Raw genomic sequence first — 20242 nt, forward strand, 5'->3', positions numbered from 1 at the left:
TCGCACCACTTCCGTTTCCCACACCCGGTCGGGACGTTGGCTGCCAGCCCGGTGGTGAGACACCGGCTTTGGCGTCAGGCAGGGATCGGACTGAGCGTGGAGCATCGGAGACTTCGATCTTGGTTTGACGACGACTTCGAGGGCAAAGTCGATGAGGTTCCCTGCGGCCGCCTGAAGTTCCGGTGGGGGCGACGTCGATGCTTTCGAGGGCGCAAGCATAACTGGCCGAGATTCGCTAAGTCGCCGATGCGCAAACTGGTCGTCCAGGGGTAGGTGGCCCTCACGGCGGGTTGGGGTGATGCACCGTGCATCACGGTGCATGGCGACCTGGCGGACGACACTTCTGGTTCGGGCGCTGTTCTGCTGACTGATCAGACGGGCGGGTCGGTCCGTCTGATCGCCGGTTCCGGTGGAGCAAGAAGGGGACGCCTGCGATGGGAGTGAGGGTGCGAGCAGTCGGGGTTTGGGTGCGCCGTCATGCGTCTCGGTCCGCGGTTCCACTAGGGAGTGCGTGCGGTCAGGATGCGGGACTTGATTTCCGGGGTGGTGGTGCAGACCATGCTGAAGGCGGCTTCCCGGACCATCCGTTCGGTGGGTTGGCCGCGTGTGACTGATCGGCTTCCTGCGGCGGTGGCGCAGTAGACGGCGGTCGTGACGGCGAATTGGCTGGCGCGGGCGCGGGCGTCGTAGATGTCTCCGTTGCCGGTGGCCGCGTTGTTGAGCACGTCGCGGATTGTGGTGTGTGTCCCAGAGTTGTGGGGAGGGGTGTCCGATGCGGTCGGCTTCGGCCAGGCATGATCGTGCCACGCCGAGGGCGAGGGAGCCGTTGATCCGGAGAATGGCGCGGTCCGCGATGCTGAGTCCGCCCCGGCCAGGTTTGCCGGTGCGGATGACCGAGGTGTGGGGAACTTCGTATTCGCTGAAGGTCAGTTGCACGGTGTTGGATGCGTCGGCCGCGGACAGCGGGATTCGCTTCGAGTGGATGTTCGGGCCGTCGGTTGCGTCGATGAGGAAGGTGACGGTTTTGTCTGCTCGGGTGTCGTATGCGGTGACCCCGATGACGTCGACGTAGCCCCATCCGGTGACAAACGGTGCCCGCCCGGTAATGGTGTATCCATCGTCGGATTCGGTGGCGACGACGAGGGGGTTGTCCGGGTTGGCGTAGCCGCTACCGGAAACGCCGGCCGTGATGGCGCCGCTTCGCAGGTCGGCGAGAAATTGTGCCTTGAGGGCATCGTTCCTTGACATCAGCAACCGGAGCAGGGTCCCGTGGTGCTGTGCCCAGACGAATGCGGTCGCCAGGCACCCACTGACGAGGATCTCGCCGACGTCCGCGAGGGTGGTAACGGGATCCTTGGAGGCGAAGGCGAGGCCGTAGAACCCCTGGTCGCGTAATGTTTCGAAGTGCGATAGCGGGATCATCCCCGACCCGTCCACCTCCGTCGCAGCTGGTCGCAGTACCTCGTCGGTGAGGTGCTGTGCTTGCTGTACCCAGTCCGTCATGGCTGACACCGTATCCACACTGAGCCGCACCCCGCCGACGCACTCCAACGGTGGGCGGACGCCGTGAGACTCGCCCAGCTTCCGAGATCTCGCCCAACTGCGGCAGCGGTCCACTGCCGCAACGTCGATCGAGATGTTCCCCAGATCGCCTCCGGTGTTGCCCGACAGCAGTAACGGTCGGTCCGTCACCCGAGGTGCGGCGGCTCGATGACAGTGGAGGACTACCCGCGAAACTGGTGAACGTCCCTCTGGACGGCTCATCGGAGATCAACTGCGCGACGTGTGGTGTGACGCAGGGTCCGGCGGATCTGATCGAGGGCGGCTTCCCGCTGCTCCGGGGTTGCTTGCATCGCGTTGCGATGGTGGATCGCGGTGCGGTGGACGTGTTGTTCGCGGCGGCGCCGGGCGTCGGCCGTGGTGCGGTGCTGGCTGGGAGAGGGGCCGGTCCAGTCGATGTGGGTCAGTCGCCAGCGGAGGAGGGCGACCGGTGAGCTAATCCGGTCTGCGGTAGGCCAGGTCCACCCGCGTTGGACGGTGTCGCGGTCGAGGGCCTGTGCGATGTCATGGCCGGTCCAGTGGGTGGTGTCGATGCCGGCGGCCTTGATGGCGTCGCAGAGGTGCCCGATGTGCCGGTGTGCGGTGAGTCCGGGTGCGCGGGCGATGAGGGTGGCGGCGGCTCGTTGCACGTGGATGGGTCGGGGTTGTGGGGTGGACGTGTGGTGCCTCGCGTGTGCGCGTTGGTGAGTACTACGTAACGAAAGATTATGTGAAGGAACGTAAGTACTGGGGGATAGGGTGTCAGCGCCGGTGGCCTGGGGGTGAGATGTGGTGGCCGCGGGGTTGGGTTGTTGGGGTCGGGTGGTGCGGTGGCTTTCGAGGCGTCGGGTGGCGCGGGTGCGGCGCGGACGCGGTGGTCGTTGTGGGGGTGGGGGTGTGGCGTCGACGATGTGTTTCGGGGAGCTGAGTGCCCAGACGGATGCTGCTTGGTGTTGTTGGCCGCCGTGGTGGAGTTCTGCGGCCATGTACTCGTGGGTGCGCAGGGTGCGGCCGCGTTCGACTTCGATGCCCATGTTGAGTGTTTTGAGGACTCGGCGGGCGCGGTTGACGACGGAGAGTGAGACGCCTGCGTGGTGTGCGATGAGTTGCCGGGATGCGGTGACACCGCGGCCGGTGGTGGAATCCGCGAATCGGGCGTGGGCTGCGGCGACGGCCATCAGGCGTTCGATGCCGATGCTGTGGGCGGTGAGTGCTGCTCTACCGGTGATGGTGTGGGTGATGTGGTGGCGGAGTTGGCGTGACCATTCGGTGCGGCCGGACCAGACGGGGATGGTGGCTTCGCATCCGGGTGTGGTGGGGAGGGTGAAGGATCGGCCGCGTTGCCCGGTGTCGCGGTTGTATTCGTGGAGTTTGTTGATGGCTTGGGTGGCGGCGTGGACGGACGCTTCCCAGGTGTCGACTTCTGCCGACTGCGGAATGTGCGTACCGCCGTGGACGGATGACCGAATGTCGGTGGGCGAAACGGGTTGTGTAGGTGCTGATTCAGCGCATGCGTTAGCATCAGACGTACCTGCCACAGGTAAGTCCCTTCGGGGAATGCAGTACGAGTGTCGGAAGCGGGTAACTTCCGGCACTCACCCTCAGAGAATGTGACGGCTCGGCAAGGCCTTCACCCTCTTGGTTGAGGAGGACCGGCAAGTCCTCCTCAACAACATGCCGCGGAGCGGTTCGTAAATCTGAAACCACACCCACCAAGGGGGTTTTCGCGTTCTGAGGTCTGCGCTTTGAAATTTGGGTTATCGGGGTAGCGCGATGGATACGCGGTCAGGGGCATCGCCTCGCTATGGGCGTGGGTGGGCGCCGATCCACCAGCGCGGTCACCGCGAACTGTGGAGGTTCGCGCGTTCCGCCGAAAGGGATCGGTGAAGGGTGGTTTTGGCCGCAGCCGTGCCAGTTACGCCGACCGCGGTGCCGCCTTCACGCCGAGCAACAGGTGGGCCGCGGCGGCGACCTCACGGATCTGCTCAATCGTGGCTGTTTCGGGCTCCGATGCGACGAGGTCGACGACATCTACGAGCGCGTCGCGTGATCCCGGGCTGAGACGACACCTGCCCGGTGAGAGCCGGATTGGGCCGTGCGTGTCGATGAGATCCGGAGCGGACATCACGGTCGGCGTCCTGGTGTCGGTGACGAGGAGTGCGCAAATGACGCTCTCTATCGCGATGAGGTCCCACGTTCGCCCGTGACGGTCGGTGGCGGTGAGGCCCGTCATGCGACTGCCCCTCTCGTCGGGGGACGGTGCAGACGTGAATCCCATGCCTCGATGGCCGCGGCGACGCACGCCTCGGCGACAGAGCCCGGTTTGGCGGCGAGGTGGGCCCAGAACGCGGCGGCGATAGCTTCCGCACCACTGAACTGATGGCCACTCAGGTAGTCATGAGCATCGACGGTGGTATCGGCGACCGCGGACCAGGCGTAGAGCGCCGCCGACTGAGCGCGGCTGGCGCCGATCGCCTCGAGCCGGTGCACCGCATCCCATCGGGTAGCAAGGGAGTTGACCGTGCCGGTCGGCATATCGCGGCACAACATAGCGATCTCGCATCCCACGGATACGGAGAAGCCGGGGATAGTGACCAGACCCCACACCGGGTGGGAGTACAGGTCAGCGAGCCAGTTCCACCAGAGGGAAGGAAGCCCCTCGGTGCCGGGACACTCGATCTCGCCGGTCGCCATGAGCAGGACGCGGTCGGAAAGACTGATCATGCCGACGCCCCCCGCTCGACTGCTCGTTGCCCTTCGACACGGTTGCAGTACACCCGGATCTTACGATCGGTCGCGATCACCGTTCCGTCGTGCCGACACACGACACCCGCCCAGATCATGGAACGCGGCGTGTCCCCCGCGGACGCCACCGTCGCGACATCCACGCGACAGGCCTCCAACCGCGGGCAGTGCAAGCAGTCAAGCTTCGCATCGAAGGTGACCCGATTGGGACCCTCAACCACATTCGACGCCAAGAGTTCGACGTTAGTGGCCTCGTGGAGGCGGACGGGGTAGATCTGCGGCGCCGTCAAGATGCCCACCCCGCTGGCGCCGACATCGTGTGCGGTACAGGTAGTGCGGTGACCTGCGACGTCTGCTTCTGGTCGCGCAGCCGGATGCCGTCCCGCGTTCGCACCCACGCGGACAGCCCAGAGATTCCGATCGGCTCGCCGTCGCGGTCGTAAGCCACCGCGGCCCACACCATCGATCGTGCCGGGCCTTCCTGCGCCTGTTCCTCGCAGGTCGCTAAGAACGGGCAACTCTTGCACGCGTCGATGGCGGCGAGGAGTTGACCTGTGCTGGCGACGTCAGTGTCCCATCCGCGGGGATTGCGCGTGCACGGGAGTCGCTCATCGGTTGCCTGCGGCCCGTCGACGCGATCGGGGAGGTTTGTGCTGACCCGGCGGAAGAAGGCTTCTTCATGCGCTGCTCGGTACACCGCGCACCGCTCCGTACCTGTAGAGCATCCGCATGTCCAGTCGTGGGCACGAATGAATCGTCGAATTTGAGTGGTTGTCCAACTCAACACGTCAGTCTCGTCGACACTTCCGCCGACGTCGCCTATCGTTTGCATTGGCAGATCTCCATTCTGCTAGCTGAAGAAACACGCTGACCAGGGCGGCAACCCTGTTCGGTTCAGGCCCCTGTCCGGCGGTAACCGGGCGGGGGTTCTTCTGTTAGATCACCAACCCCTTCGTCGATTCGATTACTCGGCATGACCTACGCATATTTGATCTAAAACTGTGACCTGAAGTGATCGTAAGGGAGATGGGGCAAGGTGTCCAGAAGTGATGGACGGAGTGTTTCGGTGAGCCGACGGGTGATGCGCGGATTCGACCCTGCCCGGCTGAAATTGCTGCGTGAAAACTCCGGCCTGAGTCGGCCTGAGCTCGCTCGCGCGGCCGGCATCGGACACGCGACCCTCTACCAGTGGGAAACGGGCGCCACGTCGCCGCAGGTAGATCTCCTCAAGCGGGTCACCGACGCCCTCGGGGTGCAGATCAGCGACGTCGTCGTAATCCCCGAGGATGAGCGCCTTCCGGGGGACTGGCGTGTCCTCGCGGGTTTGCTGCAGCCGCAACTCGGGAAGCTGGCCAAACTCAGTACCACCACTGTGGCGCAAGTCGAGCGCGGGCAGGCAGCTCTGACCGACGAGACCGCGCGAAAGGTTTCCGCAGCCTTGGGGATCTCCGAAAGTGTCTACCGCGCGGCCTACGAGCGCGCGCGAAGTCGCCCGCCGGGCACCCCGGCGTGAACTCATCGAAGAGCTGAGCCTCGGGGGCAGGGTCTTGGCGACCGTGGCGGTGCAGTAAGCAAAGTGAGTAATCATTCGACCTCTCGCGAGCATGACGAAAAGCCCCTTCGAGGAGGGGCTTTCTGCGTGCTGCGCGGGCAACGCGAAAAGGTCGCGCCGCAACCTCGGGTGAGGTGCGCTGACGTCGGCCGACCGGGCACGTGCCAGAGGGGGCATCGCGCAGTCAGTCCGCTTGGCGAACTCTATGTCGAACCAACGTCGGAGGGGATATTACATAGCTTCCTCGGATTGGTGGTCGCGCCATGCCGTGAGGATGTAGTTGCGATGCCAGGTGGCTTGGGCGACAGCGAGAGCCAAGAGACTTCCGGGTGCGACGAAGACACGCCAGTTGACCCAGGTATCCGTGGACATCGTGTAGGCGACCACGATATTGACGGCGCCGACCGCGACCAGTGCCACGAACCAACTCCAACTCAGGAAGCGCCAGACAGCGTCCGGTGCGCTCACCCATCGTCCGATGATCAGACGCACCGGGTCACGCTTCGCGACCACCAACGACGTCAGGAAAGCGCCGGCAATTAGCCAGTACACCCCTGTGGGACGCCACTTGATGAAGGTCTCGTTGTGGAAGAACAGAGTCGAACCACCGAGGACTAGCACAAGGCATAGACCGATCCACTGCAGTTTGTCGACCCGTTGGCGTCTGGCCACCGTCACGATGATCTCGCCGACGACGCCGGCCATGACCACGACCGTCGCCGCGAAGATTCCGGCGGTCTTGTAGGTCGCCATGAACGCAACAACCAACGCGGCGTTGTAGAACACTCTCCACACGAGCTTTGTCCTCCGAAAGATTTTCTCCGTCAGGAGGTTTCGTCAGGGATGGCTTCGATCTCGGGGGAGATCACCGCGACACCGATCGAGTCGCTGACGAGGGGATCGAGAAGGAAGCCCCGGAATTCGGCCTTCAGCCAACCGCCACCGCCGCGTCGTGCCCGCACCGTTCCGGAGACCGGCCCCTTACGCACCTGCTGGACCCACTCGATGATCTTCGGCCAGTCTTCCTCATGGAGCGCGAAGGTCTGTCCGGTGCTCACGCCGTGTCCGAGACCGGGAACGTGCTCGGTCACCCACTTCAGCCAGTACGGGTACTGATACGACAGATCCCCAACCGCGATGTACATCCCCGATGTCGATGCCAATATCGTCGACAACCACGCGTCGAGCATCGATTCGTGGACAAGGGCTTCGTCGGTGCCCGCATCCCAGCAGATCCCGCGCACGCGTCTACCCGCCGGGCCCTCCACACACCGCTCGGCGTAGCGCAGCTCGCAGGTGACGTCGGTCTCCGCCCGGATGGTGAACGTGCCGTCAAACCTGTCCTTTACCTGGCAGTCTCGGATTTGGCGCACATGCCGCAACGTGTCGGACAGGCGGGCCGAACGGGTGTAGAGATCTGCTGGACCGAAAACCGATCGATCCTGATGCCGGGCGGACATCCCGATGAGCTCGATAGCTCCGGGGTCCAACTGCAACTGCGGTGGGGGCGGGTTGTCCTCCGAACTCAGAACCCACTCCCATGCCCCGACATTGGGGCGGTCCGGCGGGTTCTTCTTCGGGTCACCGCTCCAGATCTGAACTGCTACGACCACGCTCTTGTCGGGAGTCAGGATGGGGTGGGCTGCCCCGACCGGGCCCAGGGCGTCGGCGACCTTGCCCTCGAACGTCTCGATCTTGAGCTCGCGATCGGCTATGCACTTACGGATCAACCCCAGGACAGCGGTGCGGGCAGGTTCGCGAAAGACATTGCCGATCTTTCGCCAGTCGCGGTGTTTGGGGCCTTCGGCGACGACCTGGTGCTCGTCGCCGGTGCCGACGAAGACGGTCGTCCATTCGCGGATCGGGTGGGTGGGTTCGGCGGGGGCGTGCACGAGGGCATCAGCTGTCATCGGTTTATCCGTTTCTCCCGTACTGGCTTTCGGGTGGTCAGGTCAGGTTTACTGGCGTCTCAGTGGGGCCGTGAGTGCGCCAGGTATGTCGCCGGTCGAGTGTTTCCCATGGCTTCACCAGGGATAGGCCCGGGTGGCGTTGGAACAGGCGGCGAGTAGCGATGTCAAGCTGCATCACGGCGAGATCGGCGCCGAGACAGTAATGAGGTCCGCGGCCGAAGGCCAGGTCCGGGCGCTCGCCGCGGGCGGGGTCGTTGGTCGCCGCGCGCAGGGAGAGATACAGAGGACTGCCGGCGGGGATGCGAATGCCGCCGACGGTGATGTTCTCAACCGGGAATCGCCGTATCGCGTAGGACCCGGGCGCGGCGTCGAGGACAAGCTGCGTCACCCGGGCGCGCCAGAGCTGGTCGTCGGCGATTTCGACGAGTAGCTGGTCCCGATCAAGTCCGGCGAGAATGCCGATGGCATTGGCGATCTGGTAGACGGAGTTCTCGAATCCGGCGAGAAACGTCAGGAATGCCAGTGAGATGAGTTCCTCTTCGGTCAGCCGGTCTTCGGCGTCGCGGGCGGTGATCCAATCGGTGATGACGTCGTCACCGGGCGATTTCCGTTTGGCCGCGATCACACGCATGAGTACGAGAACAATCGTGGTCATGGCCGGGATGCGAGGGTCGTCCGCGGTGGGTTCGCCAGGATTCATTGCCATCACGGTCGCCGCGGCGGTACGGAACTCGTCGGCGTCTGCATCGGTCACGCCGAGGATCTCGGCGATGATGTCAGCAGGCAGGGGAGAGGCGTAGGCAGGGAAGAGGTCGACAACACCGGTTTCGTTCGGGTCGAGGTCGTCCAGGAGTCCGTCGACACGGGCGGTCACCATCTGCCTCACCGCTCCGATTCGTCGCCGTGAGAACGCGGGCGCTGCCAGAGCGCGGACGCGGCGGTGATCATCGGGGACCATATTGAGCAGGTTGCGGGCCAGTGCCGGTGGTAGGGGAAGGCCCGGGCTGCCTGACGGGCCGCCGGGACGGACATTGACGATTCCGGGGTCAGCGAGCAGTCGAGCAACGTCGTCGTACCGGGTAATGATCCAGACGCGCAGTCCGTCGGCGTCGGTGGCCTCGACAACTGGGCCGGCAGCGCGAAGGCGCTCATGCAAGCGATCGGCCTCCGCGACACTCAGGCCGGGCGCAAACGGATCGAGCACCAGGTTCCCTTCTACGATGTGGCAAATACCTCAGGACGAAGATACCGGCTGACCGGGATTCTGCATTGCTCCGGCAGCTAGGGTGCGCTACGTGAGTGCTCAGGTCGACACCGTACTGGATGAAAACGTGAACAAGGCGGATGCCGCCGACCGTCGGGGGTGGAGGAGATCCGCAGCGGTCTGCACTCTCCTCGCGCTCGGCTCGTGCCTGCTCGCCGTCGCTGTCTTGGTCCCCACCTACGGTGCCGCCCGGTTGAAGGTCATCCCGCTCGACGTGCAATCGGCGACAGTGTCGGTTGCGGAAGACGCGGCGGTGCTCAAGGCCACCTCGGTGGCTATGAAGGGTCCGCTGAAGACCGACCGGGGTGTCCCGCTGCGGATTCAGGTGTACGTGACGACAGAGAATCCAGTTTCAGCCGATTCCACAACTCTGCAAGCGGCACAAAAGACGGTCCGGACCGACTGGGGCGACGGGTTGGGCCTGGTCTCGGCAATGGTCGATCGCGTCACGATCGACCGACGATCAGGCATGCCGCTCGCCGAGCCCATACCGACGACTCAAGCCGAACTCGGCAAGCCCCCGACGGAGACGCCTCGCGCCGGAATTCAGTACAAGTTTCCGTTCGACGTCGAGAAAGTCAGCTACCCGTACTACGACGGAACGGCACGTGAGACCCATCCGATCGAGTACGTAGACGACGATCGCGTGGTCGACGGCATGCGGCTGTATCACTTTCAGCAGACAATCGGCCCTGTGAACCTTGGGAAATCGATCGGCAGTGTCGCGACGACGACCTTGCCCGCTGAAAAGTGGGGGCTACCTGGCACGGAGCCGACAACGATGGATCTGCACTACTCCACCACGCGCGATGTGTGGGTCGAGCCTACCTCTGGTGCGATCGTTGCTGTGGAGGAGCAGCCGAGGCGATGGCTGGCGCGGTCGATTGACGACCCGAATGCGGTGACCACGCTAGAAGCGCACACCCACTTCGACGACGAAACGATCAACGGCCTTGCCCAACAAGCGAAGGACGCCCGTACCGCGATCCTGTGGGGAACCCGCTATGGGCCCGCCCTCGGTGCCGTGGCCGGCATCGTGTTGGTGGGGACCGCGCTCATCCTCGCGCGCCGCTGGTCACGCCGCTAGCTAAACTGGTCGAAAGCCGCACGTGCGTAGGGGAGTGCCTCGGCGTATTCGTTGCGAACCTTGTCCTCGGTGCTGAGGTAGGACATGTTGTCGTCGTAGGCTTCGCGGTCTTCGAAGTACACACGGCCACCCGAGTGGTCGGACAATTGGATCGCTACGGCGTAGTCGACCGGATTGTCGTTCTTTGCGGCATTCTCCGGGCTTTCCGCACCGGCATAGAAGTTCTCGATTGCGTCGGTGACTGCTCCGTCGTCGAGGGCAGGTCGGTTGTCCCACATCTGGCTCCAACCGAAGAGGTTCCGCCCTCCCGATCCGGAATGGTGAACCCGCCAGAATCCTTCAGCTCGTGAGGCGACGAGCGCCGCGATGATGGCGTTATCAGGCGCTTTCCGCTGGTTGCCGAGATCGATGATGCGGGTTGCGGTTTCCTTCTGATGTCCGTCGGCGGTGTCGTCGACGAAGGGATCGAGAACCTGGGTAGTGGCGTCGCTCGTGGATGCTGGTTGTGATGCGGTGTCGTCGTCGGAGTTGTTGCCGCACCCCGCGATCACCGCGGTGGTGAGTACCATGACCGTCAGAGCTGTGGTGATGCGGTAGTTCAAGGTTCCCCCTCGCTTGTTCGGTTGTGTTCAGTAGGTGAGGTTATCGATTAACCATCGCCCGTCTGCTTCGGTGAGGGTGAGCCAGACGGTGGTGTCGGGTTCGACGGGGCGGGTGGTGTCGCCGGTGACCGCGGTTTGGGTGATCGTGGCCACCCGGTGTGCGGTGGTGTCGGTGTCGGGTGGGCAGCCGGAACAACCGATGGCGACGTCGGCAATGACTCGGGCGTTGTCGTTGATCCATTGCTGCCATTGCAGGCTGGGTCCGCGCTCGTTTCGCACATCGGAGGTCAGGCGTGCAGCGAGGTCCGGTGTGAACCATTGTGTCGCGCGACGGAATCCGCTGGTAGGGCTCTCGTCGGTGGTGGGGGCCCAGGTGAATGCGACGGTCATGGCTTGGCGGGCCACTTCTTCCGGCGATGTCGGTTCCGGTCGCTGAGGTGCGCTGGTGCCTGTTTCCGGTGCGGTCGTGGTGCTCTGCGGTGTCGCGGTTCCTGAGGGGTTAGCGTTGTCCTGGCAGGAGTAGAGCAGTGCCGCGGTCGCGGGGATGATCACTGCGAGCACGATCAGGGCTTTTCGCATCGTTCCTCTCCTTCTGGGGTCACATACGGCGGGCGCGCATGTCGGCCATTACCGGTGCTTGTTTGACGACGTCACCGGTGGTGGGTGCGTGGACCATCTGACCGTTCCCGGCGTAGATACCGACGTGGCCGGGGCCGCCGGCCTCCCAGGATCCGAAAACGAGGTCGCCGGGTTTGGCCTCGGACAGGGGGATTTCGGTGCCGACCGTCCACTGCTGTTCGGAGGTGCGGGGAAGGACGGTCTTGCCGCCGGTGGCCCGGGCGTAGGCATATTGGGTCAGTCCCGAGCAGTCGAACCCGCCCGCGGACGAGCCACCCGCGCCGCCGCCGCCCCACACGTACGGGGTGCCGAAGTACTGGCTGGCCGCCTCGACGACATTGCTTCCGCCGGCGGCGGGGGAGGGAACGAACTCGCCGCGGCCGCCGGGCTGCTCGAACTCGGGAATGTAGGAGAGGACTTTCTGCACGTAGGGTCGGGTTTCGCTGGAATAGTCACCACCGGAGGGCATCCCACCGGCCTGCTTGATGGCTCCCTCACCGGCGTTGTAGCTGGCGATGTAGAGCGAGAGCGGGTCGCCCTTCACGGAGCCGTCGGCGATCCAGCTGTCGACCGATCTCGCGATCTCGCAGAAGTATCTGCCCTGAGCCATTACGGCGTCTCCGACATCGCCTTGGGAGATCCGGCCGTTGCCGTCGTCGTCGCGGCCGTAGACGGCCCAGGTGCCATCCATGAACTGGGTATAGCCTCTTGCGCCTGCGGGGCTGGTTACAGCGCGGAAGTTACTTTCGGCTTTAGTGTCCGCGGCCAGCAGCGCCGGGCTGATCTGCGGGCACAGCGATCCGCCCTTTCGGAACCATTCTTCGAATGCCGTTGGGACACTGCCGGGTTTGAGGTCGCCGCCGCCCGGGGTGCCGAAGCCCTTGCCGCAGTCGACGGGGGTGGATGCGGCCATGAGATTGATATTCGATCCCGGTGCGCTCGCGTCCTGTCCGGATGGTGCGGGGGCGCCGCCGAGTTTGGTCGTCGGATCGATCGCGGTGCCGCCCTGCAGGCGGCCGCCGTCCCAGTATTCGAAGTGCAGGTGCGGGCCGGTGGATCCGCCGGCGTTGCCGATGTCGGCGATGTGGTCGCCGGCCTCGACGGTCTGCCCGGGTGTGACGTGGATGCCGTTGGCGTACATGTGCCCGTAGACGGTGGAGACCGGGCGGACGTCGACGGCGGAGTCGATGATGATCCAGTTCTCGAAACCGACACCGGGTCCCTCCCCACTTGAGCCGGCGGCGGCGACGAGGCCGTCGAGGGCGGCGTAGATCGGGGTGCCGACCGGGCCGGCGAAGTCGACACCGTTGTGCATCGCCCCCCAGCGGGGTCCGAAACCGGAGGTGAACGTGGTGGTTCCCGGTACGGTGGGTTGCTGGATCGGCCCGGACGGGGTTAGAGCCGCCGCCGGCCGATCATCGGGTGTGCTTTTTGCGCGCGTGCCCCCGGAATCGGAGTGGACGGGCCGGCAAGGTTTGGGCAGGTCGATGATCGCCCCGCCAGTGCAGGCGCTGGCCAGCCCGATGGTGAATGACGCGGCAAGCACAGCCGCAGTCAGACGTCGAGTGGTCATGCGATCGGGCCTGGCAGCGGTGTGTCGAGTTCGGGGATCGGGATGGGGCCGGGGACCGGCACGGGGGCGGGGCTGGTGGCCTGCTGGGCGGGCGGAGCAGGCTCCGAAGCCGACGGGGACTCGGGGATGCGCTGCGGGCTCGGTGCTGTGACGGGTGACGGCGTGGTGGTGGCCGTTGTCGTGGTGGGCGCTGTGGTGCGCCCGGTGGCGGGAGCGGCCGCGGCCACGTCGTCGAGGTCGAGAGTGGGGAGGGGGGAGTCGACCTGCCAGCCGGTGTCGGTGTCGGTGACCGCGACGGTCATGGTCCCGGCGCTCGTGTCGATCTCTACGGTCGTTCCGGTGGTGCCGGTGCCTGGCAGGGTGCGTGTCGGCCCGAGAATCGACACCGGTGCGGTGGGCCGGGCCGCCGCGAGGGTGTCGTTGACGCGCTCGGGTTGGGTGACACGGCTGAGTGCGACCGCCCACTGAGTTGGTGATGCGGTGGTGTCGACGAACGCGTGTGCGTAATACATCGCCGCTGTTGCGGGGCTACGACCGATCGACCTGGCCGACATGGTCGCCACCGCGGTTTCGGTGACTTCTTCGGCTGCCGCAGTCGTCGAGGTCACTGAGGTGTTACTGGTGTCTGCGTCGTGGGCGCGCACGTCGCTTCCGCTGTTCTCTGGCCCGGTGACCGCGGTGACCATCAGGCGGGTGAGGTAGAGGACCGCGACCATGATCGCGATCCCGCTGGCGAGCCGGCCGGGACTGCGCAGGACCCAGCTACGGATCGCGGTGGTGATCGGGTTGGCACCTGTTCTCACCAGTTCACTCCCAGGTCCCGATTCGGCCGGTCGAGCACTCCCGTCGATTGCGCCGTCGCGGTGTCCTCACGCAATCCCGCCCGGGGCAGATCACTGCTGGCGGGCCTTGCCGACGACGAGGCCGGTGCGGGACGGGTGATCGACACCCACGGACGCTGCGGCTTTCCGGACGCGTCGGGTTCCTCACTCGGCCGGTAGATGGTGGTCGGTGCGATGACCGCGTCCGGCCCGCCGTCCCACCGGTTCGCGTCCTGATGAGGAACGAAGACCTCGCTGTCACCGGTGTCGAGGGACTCGAAACCGTCGGTGAAACCCGTTGCGGGGGTATGTTTGCGCAGATCCGCGAGCCCGGTGCGCCCGTTGCCGTCGGCCGGGCCGGCGGTGAGGTTGACACCGGGGAGCCGGGTGCCGGACTCCGGCCCCTCCGGGGACGCTTTGCGCAGGTCCGCCAACGCTCCGCCCGCGCCGCCGCGTAGGGCGGCCAGCTGTGCTTGGCGGGCGCGGTCGCGGTAGTCGTCGGTGCGTGCGGCCGACAGCGCGCGACCTTCCTGCCGGATGATCGGAGGCCTGTTACCGCCGATCATGTCGGACCACTGCCGCCCTGCCGCGTTTGCGACGCCGTTTGCGCCGCCGCCGCCGGCGCGGACGAGTTCGAGGCTCTTCTCGGCCAGCCCCATGGCGGGATTGGTGACCATCGAGCTGGCGGTGAGCAGTTTCTGCTTCCAGGAACCGTGCTTGTGCCGGTCCATCGCGCCGCCGATCATGCCGCGATGCGACTGGGTGATGGTTTGCGAGAGCCGCTTGAACGGACGCAACAACATCCAGAAGACGATGGTGAGGATGACCAGGAACCACAGCCGCCAGGTCCCGTCGACCGCAACATTGCGATACAGCTTGATCAAGATCAGCAGGTAGACCGACATCAGCACCGCGGCACCGACCGCCCACAGATAGATCCCGCCGAGGATGCGCCCGACACGGAGCAGGATCGATCCGGAGACGATGGCGAGCGGAACCCACACGGGGGCGGTGATGATCGCCAGCCGGATCGCCAGCAACGCCGACAGTTTCAGCACCGAGGAACCGATCCACAAAATGGAGGGCATCGACGTCTTGACCATCGACAGGAACCCGGTCGTGACCCGACTCGAGTCCTTGCCCTGAAAGGTGTAGAACGAGAGCCCCTTACTCTCCAACGGCTCGACGACCTCCCGCCGGAACTTCTCGGCCTTGGCCTCGTCGATCTCCTTCTGTGCCGCGTTGTCGGCCTGGATCCGGGCCTGCTCGTCATAGGTGTAAGCGATCGACTCCCGCAGCTTCGGCCACAGATCGTCGAGCGTCTGCTCAGAGGCGTTTGAACCGAAATACCCTCGCTGCACGTCCGGGATGATGATCCGGTCGGTGATCACCAACCGCGGGTCATCGGTCATGCCCGCGGAGTTGAAGATCTCGCCCTGAGTCTTCGTGATCAGCGCGCTGAACGTGTCGTCGGAGATCTGGATCGCCTTCGCCGGGGCACCGACCATCAACCCACCGATCGCCAGCGCGCCGGCACCGATCGCGAGCTGCCGGAACACCGCCGGGGCATCTGATCGCAGACCGCGGTAGAGGATGACCAGCCCGGCCACCCCCACCCCCAGCCCCAGCCACGGCCCGTACACGGTCGGCCGCAGCGAGTCGGAGACCGCGAGCACGATCTCGTCGAACTGCGCGATCGCCCCCTGGCGGCCGGTCTCGCGGCCCTCGGCGGGGGTGTTGGCCTGCTCGTCGAGCCAGAACGCCGCGGCCGCGAACGATTGCCCGATCGTGAGGAAGGTGTTTCCGACGTCGGTCTTGTTGCGCACCAGCGATACCCCGGTGATGTCCTCGCCGCAGCCGAGGTCGTAGATGTGCCACGTCAGCCCGGCCCAGCCGTGGCCGCCGTACCCGGTGCCGGAGAGCTGGGATTCCGCGGGCTTGTCCACCGACCCGGAGTCGAAGAACGCCGGCGCCGCCGAGTTCGGGGACTGCGGTGCCGGCACGTCCTTGCAGTTGAAGCCCGCGGCGTGGGCGATGCTCTGCCCGCACAGGGCACTGAGCCCGACCAGCATCATGACCGCGCACAGTTGGGTGATCCGCTGCAGCAGGAGTGCGGGCGAGCTGGCGGTGCGGGCGGTGGCGGGCATCGAGAATGTCCTTCCCAAAAAAGGGGTCAGGCGGCGGTGGCCCGGGAGTTCAGTGCTTGCGCGACGTGGGCGATGTGAGTGAAGTTCGTCCAGTTCGCGCGCACCAGTTCGATGTCGCCGCCGAGGCGGACGACGTAGGTGCGGGCTTCGTCGGCGCCGGTCTTCGCGGCGCGCTGTTTGCGGGCCTTGTTCGCGCGCGGATCATAGGTGTCGTTGCGGCCCCCGCCGAGCTGGTTGGCCAGGATCGTCTCGTACCCCTCACCCTCTTCGAGGCCGAGGAGTTTGAGTGCGTCGGAGATCGCCCGTTCGGACGAGCCGAGTCGGCCGATGATGATCTCGTCGGTCAGCTGCGACTGGTCCTGGTCATCCACGCCGTCCGCCAATCCGAGGAAATCGCCCGCGAGCTGGCTGCACACCAGTGCGCGGGTGCGGAACTTGCGAGTGTCCCGGCCGAGCCGGACATAGAGGGTGCGGCCGGCCCCGGACTGCTTGAGGTACTTGTTCTCGTCCAGGAACAGCAGTTTCGGCAGCGCGCGCGGCTTGTCGTAGACCAACCGGGTCGCCAACCATGCCGCCAGGTGGATCAGCGGCCCGGCCAGGCGTTGGCTGTCGGTGGCCGCACTGCCCTCGGCCTTGTCGTCGATCTGCAGGCCGGGCATGGTCAGGATCGTCAATCGCTCGTCGAGGACCGAGTCGAACAGTTCGGCGGCGGTGTCGTCGCCGGCCGTGGCCGACGGGAACAGCACCCGGGCGTCGCGCAGCTGCGACATCGTGCGCAGCATCGGCCCGATCCGGCCCGCGGCGGTGCGCAGTCCTTCGCCGATGACGGGGGTGTTCTCGGAGCCGTTGGTCTGGCCGTTGGTCGTGCCGTGGGCGACCCCGTGGCCGTTGGTGTAGACCACGCCGGCGGCGATGTGATCGATCGCGTCGAGGACCTTGCTCAGATGGTTGGTCGGCTGGCCCCCGACCATCGCCGCCGCCATCCGGACCACACTCTTGGCATCCCGGTCGCTGCGGTCGTCGGCGTCGAGCATCGAGATCAGCACCCAGGACGCGAGCTGGACTCGTTCGGCATGGGCGGCACCGCGATCGTCCTCGTAGGCCGTTGCTGCGGCGGCTGCCGGGTCGGATTCGTGCGCGTACTCGGGATGGGCGGGGCGGTAGATCTCGTCGGCCGGGTCGGGCTCGGACACGACCCGGTAGACGTTGAGGACGCCGGGCTTGGCGCCGCGGCCGGTCAGCTCGTAGACGCGGGTGAACGGCTTGAGTTCGGGCAAGTCGGCGAGTGCGCGTAGCGGCCCGGACGGATCGAGGATCACCGCGTGCGCGCCCAGGCGCAGCGCCTGATAGGTGATCATCCCTGCCAGATGGGTTTTGCCGGCGCCCTGGACGCCGACCAGCGGGGTCAGGCCACCCTTGTCGAAGAAGTCGTGGGCGGCGAACAGGTTCCAGGCGACCGGGCGGACCGAGATCGACGCGGTTTCGCCGAGGATGATGCCTTCCTCGTCACCGATCCGGTCGGCAGCCGCCCCCATCCCTGCCGACATGGCGAGGACGCTCATCCTGCGCTTGTGGGCGGTGTTGGCGAGCTTCTCACCGGGCATGAATTCTTTGAGCAGGTGGTACTGGCCGTTCTCGACTTCGAGTTCGACATCCGGTGCGTACTGCTGCTGCAGCTTCGAGACACGATCACGCACCTGCTGCGGGGAGGAACCGGACACGGCGATCCGCCACCACCCCGATCCCCGGGTGGCCAGTGCCCCACCGTTCGACATCTCCGTCCGCAGCCGCCGGGACAACCCGTGCTGTGCCGCCAACTCATCGGGTGGGGTTTCGTCGTGTTCGACGGTGTAGTGCCGGTACTGCGACTCGATCGCGTTGCGCTGCTTCTGGATCTCGCCGAGGGTTTCTTCCGGGGTGTGCAGGGTGATCCGCTCGGACCACTCCAAGGGCAGCCCGAGCTGGTCACCGAGCAGCTGCCACGGCATCTTCTGCTCGGGGATGGCCAGTGGTGCCATCCTCCCCACCGTCAGCACCGTCACGTACGACCGGTAGGTGCGGCCGGCGATGGTGCCCTCGACGATGGTGTGTCCGGCGCCGGGCGTGTAATGCATTTCCGTCAGGTTGCTCAGCGACAACAGGTCGGACAGGCCCCACCCCGACGGTGCGTTCGCGGTCGCCGGTTCGGTCAACGGCATCCCCACCGCGGCCGAGCGGCGCAGCAGATAGTCCACTTGACCGCTGTCGGCCGGCAGGGCTTCGACACCGGGGGAGAGCATCACGCGCTCGATCTCGGCGATGTGTTCGGCCGCCGCGTCCTGCTCGGCGATCAGGACCTGCTCGGACCACTTCGACAACCGTGGCCCCACACCCTTCACCCCGGAGCACATGTCGGCCACCGCGACGATCGCCTGCGCGGTCATCGACCGCCGGGGCATTTCGATGCCCCAGTAACGGCGCTTGCGAGTAGGGGCGGAGTCCAGCAGCGCGACTTGCTGACCGACGAGGTAGTCGTCCCACGCGAGGGCACCGGGGACGTCGGGGAGGCGGTCCTCGGTGAGCTGCGCGTGTGCGCGGCCCCATTCCTTGACCGGCCAGGGCTCGCGCACAGTGCGCCGATGGATACCGGAGATCCCTTTGCCGCGCAGTTCCGCCAGCACCAACGCTTCGTCCCGGATGAACCGCGACTGATCGGCAATCGCCCGCATGCTCCACGTGCCGGGCGATTGCACGAACCACAACGTGGCGGTGTCGTCGGTGATGGTGATGTTTCCCAGGACCGCCCGCAGCCGCCACTTGGATTGCTTCCGTAACCGCGCCCTGCTCCGGCGCTCAGCGGCCGCATTAGTCGAGTGCCCCTGCGGGGTTGGCCGGGACTTCTTCCCGCGCCGCCTGCTGCCTTTGCTGTGGGTGGGTTCTGCGGGCACGTCCTTGTCATAGTCGGGGTTGGTGACCGGGGAGGGGGCGGTGAGCAGTGCATCACCCAAGCTCGCTTGCGGTGCGGCGGTGTGCGGGTCGGCGGTCTGCAGCCCGGCTTGGCGCGCCGCGCGCAGCCACGACTCGGGCAGCACCGGCGGCAGTGCCCCGGGGGGTGGGACGAGGTCGGCCGGGTCGAACCGGTTACCGGGATAGCTCATGACCTACCTGCTCGTAGTCGAAGAAGTCGTGTGATCGCTGGCGGCGGGGGCGAGGCGAAGGCGCGCGATCTGGTCGGGGATGGACACCGTCTGCGGCGTGTTCCGGATCTTCTTGTTGCGGCCGGCCGCGGGGCGTGGGGAGGTGAGGTCGTTGATCGCGGACCGGGCCAGCGACCGGATTGTGCGTTCGTGGCCGAGCCCGTCGACGATCCGTTTCGTCCCGAGATAGGTCAACCCCAGCACCACGGTGACGGACCAGCCGCTCCACGGCACCGACAGCATTCCCATGACGAGGATGAGCGAGAGCACCAGCAACACCGCACCGATACCCACTGCCTGCCATTTGACTGGTCTCGGGAACGCACGTCCCGGAGGGCCTAGCCAGTGCTGATCCACCCGGTAGAGGTCGTCATCGGTCTCGATCACCGCAAGCTCCTCACCGGCGCTCGCTGATGGCGCGGCCGATTGCGAACACGATGGCGGCGGCGATGACCACGCCGAAGATGATCGTCATGGCAGACATGGGATGAGGTCCTCTCGAAAAGGGTGAGTCCGAATGGGGTTGTGTCCGCTACCGGTCACACGCCGGGGACGATCAGCCGGATGAGTCCGGTGCCGACGTTCATCGCCGCGTCGGGGTTCGCCGACAGCCCGAACCAGCCCAACGCGATCAGGGACAGGCTGGCGATGGTGATGACGGCAGACCAGGACGAGCGAATCGCCTTCGCCAGAAGCACAATCGCTCCGACGCCGAGGATCGGAGGGACTACCTGCTCGCGGAGGAACGCTCCCACCCCGCCGGTGTCGATCCCCTCCTGTGCCAGGAACGTCAGCTGCGACGCAGCCTCGAAAGTTTCATGAAGCATGCTCTCTCCCAAAAGATTCGCGGGCAACACCGAATGGTGACGCCAGAACATTGGCACAGGGCGGCTTCGGCACACGAAGACCCCCGCACGCGCTCGGGCGTGTCGCTGCGGGGTCCACTGAGGGTGGGGCCGGTTGGCGGTGGGTCCACGAAGACGGGTCGTGTCGCTGCGGGCTCTGCTGAAGGTGGGAACCGGTCGCTGCGGGGACTGCTCAGGGTGGGGACCGGTCGCTGCCGGGGACGGGTGCTGCCCTCCGGGCACGCTCTCTTCGGACAACCCTCGCGAAGAACGTGATTGGCCCCATGTGGGGCACGTGTCGACGATTGGGGGATCGGTGATGCCTGCGCCCCCACTCCCTTCGGGAGACGCCTCCCCCCTACG

The 20242-nt window shown here is 65.9% G+C and carries 18 protein-coding genes; 2 read left to right on the forward strand and 16 right to left on the reverse strand.

Translation table 11 applies throughout. From position 1 onward, the window contains the following. Nucleotides 1-500: 500 nt before the first annotated feature. From ACFWAY_RS45285 to ACFWAY_RS45305, 5 genes are all read right to left on the reverse strand, one after another. Complete coding sequence (locus ACFWAY_RS45285; protein ID WP_378515169.1) at nucleotides 501-725, reverse strand: hypothetical protein; 225 nt, start codon at nucleotides 723-725, stop codon at nucleotides 501-503. Nucleotides 726-1760: 1035 nt separating this feature from the next. Continuing rightward, nucleotides 1761-3077 carry a Rep protein gene (locus ACFWAY_RS45290; RefSeq protein ID WP_378515170.1) on the reverse strand — a complete coding sequence of 439 codons (1317 nt, stop codon included), beginning with the start codon at nucleotides 3075-3077 and terminating at the stop codon, nucleotides 1761-1763. A 377-nt stretch (nucleotides 3078-3454) separates the two neighbouring features. Further along, nucleotides 3455-3772, reverse strand: coding sequence for a hypothetical protein (locus tag ACFWAY_RS45295; RefSeq protein WP_378458295.1), 318 nt, complete (start codon nucleotides 3770-3772; stop codon nucleotides 3455-3457). Next, on the reverse strand, nucleotides 3769-4263 hold the full coding sequence (locus ACFWAY_RS45300; RefSeq protein ID WP_378515171.1) for a hypothetical protein: 495 nt from the start codon (nucleotides 4261-4263) through the stop codon (nucleotides 3769-3771). Before ACFWAY_RS45300 ends, ACFWAY_RS45295 begins: the two co-directional genes overlap by 4 nt. Nucleotides 4264-4570: 307 nt before the next feature. Continuing rightward, nucleotides 4571-4981, reverse strand: coding sequence for a hypothetical protein (locus tag ACFWAY_RS45305; protein WP_378458293.1), 411 nt, complete (start codon nucleotides 4979-4981; stop codon nucleotides 4571-4573). Nucleotides 4982-5350: 369 nt separating this feature from the next. On the opposite strand from ACFWAY_RS45305, the gene ACFWAY_RS45310 reads away from it, so the two are divergent. Continuing rightward, nucleotides 5351-5797, forward strand: a complete 447-nt coding sequence (locus ACFWAY_RS45310) for a helix-turn-helix domain-containing protein (RefSeq protein WP_378515172.1) — start codon at nucleotides 5351-5353, stop codon at nucleotides 5795-5797. 270 nt (nucleotides 5798-6067) lie between these two features. On the opposite strand, the gene ACFWAY_RS45315 is transcribed toward ACFWAY_RS45310, so the two are convergent. The 3 genes from ACFWAY_RS45315 to ACFWAY_RS45325 are packed head-to-tail and all read right to left on the reverse strand — an operon-like array spanning nucleotide 6068 to nucleotide 8950. Further along, on the reverse strand, nucleotides 6068-6631 hold the full coding sequence (locus tag ACFWAY_RS45315; protein ID WP_378458291.1) for an inner membrane-spanning protein YciB: 564 nt from the start codon (nucleotides 6629-6631) through the stop codon (nucleotides 6068-6070). Between the two features lie 29 nt (nucleotides 6632-6660). Beyond that, complete coding sequence (locus tag ACFWAY_RS45320; protein WP_378515174.1) at nucleotides 6661-7746, reverse strand: GAF domain-containing protein; 1086 nt, start codon at nucleotides 7744-7746, stop codon at nucleotides 6661-6663. Between the two features lie 37 nt (nucleotides 7747-7783). Next, nucleotides 7784-8950: a cytochrome P450 gene (locus ACFWAY_RS45325; protein WP_378515175.1), complete on the reverse strand. Its 1167-nt coding sequence runs from the start codon at nucleotides 8948-8950 to the stop codon at nucleotides 7784-7786. 91 nt (nucleotides 8951-9041) lie between these two features. Here ACFWAY_RS45325 and ACFWAY_RS45330 point away from each other — a divergent pair, with 91 nt between their 5' ends. Beyond that, the gene (locus ACFWAY_RS45330) at nucleotides 9042-10097 is read left to right on the forward strand and encodes a DUF3068 domain-containing protein (protein WP_378458288.1); all 1056 of its coding nucleotides are present in this window, start codon (nucleotides 9042-9044) and stop codon (nucleotides 10095-10097) included. On the opposite strand, the gene ACFWAY_RS45335 is transcribed toward ACFWAY_RS45330, so the two are convergent. The 8 genes from ACFWAY_RS45335 to ACFWAY_RS45370 all read right to left on the reverse strand — a co-directional run bounded on the left by ACFWAY_RS45335 (nucleotide 10094) and on the right by ACFWAY_RS45370 (nucleotide 19861). Then, a complete protein-coding gene (locus ACFWAY_RS45335) occupies nucleotides 10094-10699 on the reverse strand; it encodes a hypothetical protein (RefSeq protein WP_378515176.1) in 606 nt (201 codons plus the stop codon). The two genes, ACFWAY_RS45330 and ACFWAY_RS45335, sit on opposite strands and share 4 nt — an antisense overlap. A gap of 27 nt (nucleotides 10700-10726) precedes the next feature. Then, nucleotides 10727-11278: a hypothetical protein gene (locus ACFWAY_RS45340; RefSeq protein WP_378515178.1), complete on the reverse strand. Its 552-nt coding sequence runs from the start codon at nucleotides 11276-11278 to the stop codon at nucleotides 10727-10729. A 19-nt stretch (nucleotides 11279-11297) separates the two neighbouring features. Further along, nucleotides 11298-12890 (reverse strand): NlpC/P60 family protein, encoded by a 1593-nt coding sequence (locus ACFWAY_RS45345; RefSeq protein ID WP_378515179.1) that lies wholly within the window; start codon nucleotides 12888-12890, stop codon nucleotides 11298-11300. Beyond that, nucleotides 12887-13693 carry a hypothetical protein gene (locus ACFWAY_RS45350; protein ID WP_378515181.1) on the reverse strand — a complete coding sequence of 269 codons (807 nt, stop codon included), beginning with the start codon at nucleotides 13691-13693 and terminating at the stop codon, nucleotides 12887-12889. The genes ACFWAY_RS45345 and ACFWAY_RS45350 overlap by 4 nt, the downstream gene beginning before the upstream one ends. Then, on the reverse strand, nucleotides 13690-15858 hold the full coding sequence (locus ACFWAY_RS45355) for a hypothetical protein (RefSeq protein WP_378515182.1): 2169 nt from the start codon (nucleotides 15856-15858) through the stop codon (nucleotides 13690-13692). Before ACFWAY_RS45355 ends, ACFWAY_RS45350 begins: the two co-directional genes overlap by 4 nt. A 26-nt stretch (nucleotides 15859-15884) precedes the next feature. Continuing rightward, nucleotides 15885-18995, reverse strand: a complete 3111-nt coding sequence (locus ACFWAY_RS45360; RefSeq protein WP_378515184.1) for a hypothetical protein — start codon at nucleotides 18993-18995, stop codon at nucleotides 15885-15887. A gap of 3 nt (nucleotides 18996-18998) precedes the next feature. Beyond that, a complete protein-coding gene (locus tag ACFWAY_RS45365; protein WP_378458281.1) occupies nucleotides 18999-19421 on the reverse strand; it encodes a hypothetical protein in 423 nt (140 codons plus the stop codon). A 152-nt stretch (nucleotides 19422-19573) separates the two neighbouring features. After that, nucleotides 19574-19861 (reverse strand): hypothetical protein, encoded by a 288-nt coding sequence (locus ACFWAY_RS45370; protein ID WP_378458280.1) that lies wholly within the window; start codon nucleotides 19859-19861, stop codon nucleotides 19574-19576. Nucleotides 19862-20242 lie beyond the last annotated feature (381 nt).

The organism is Rhodococcus sp. NPDC059968 (genome assembly GCF_042738615.1).
In the GTDB taxonomy this organism is placed as follows: domain Bacteria; phylum Actinomycetota; class Actinomycetes; order Mycobacteriales; family Mycobacteriaceae; genus Rhodococcus_F.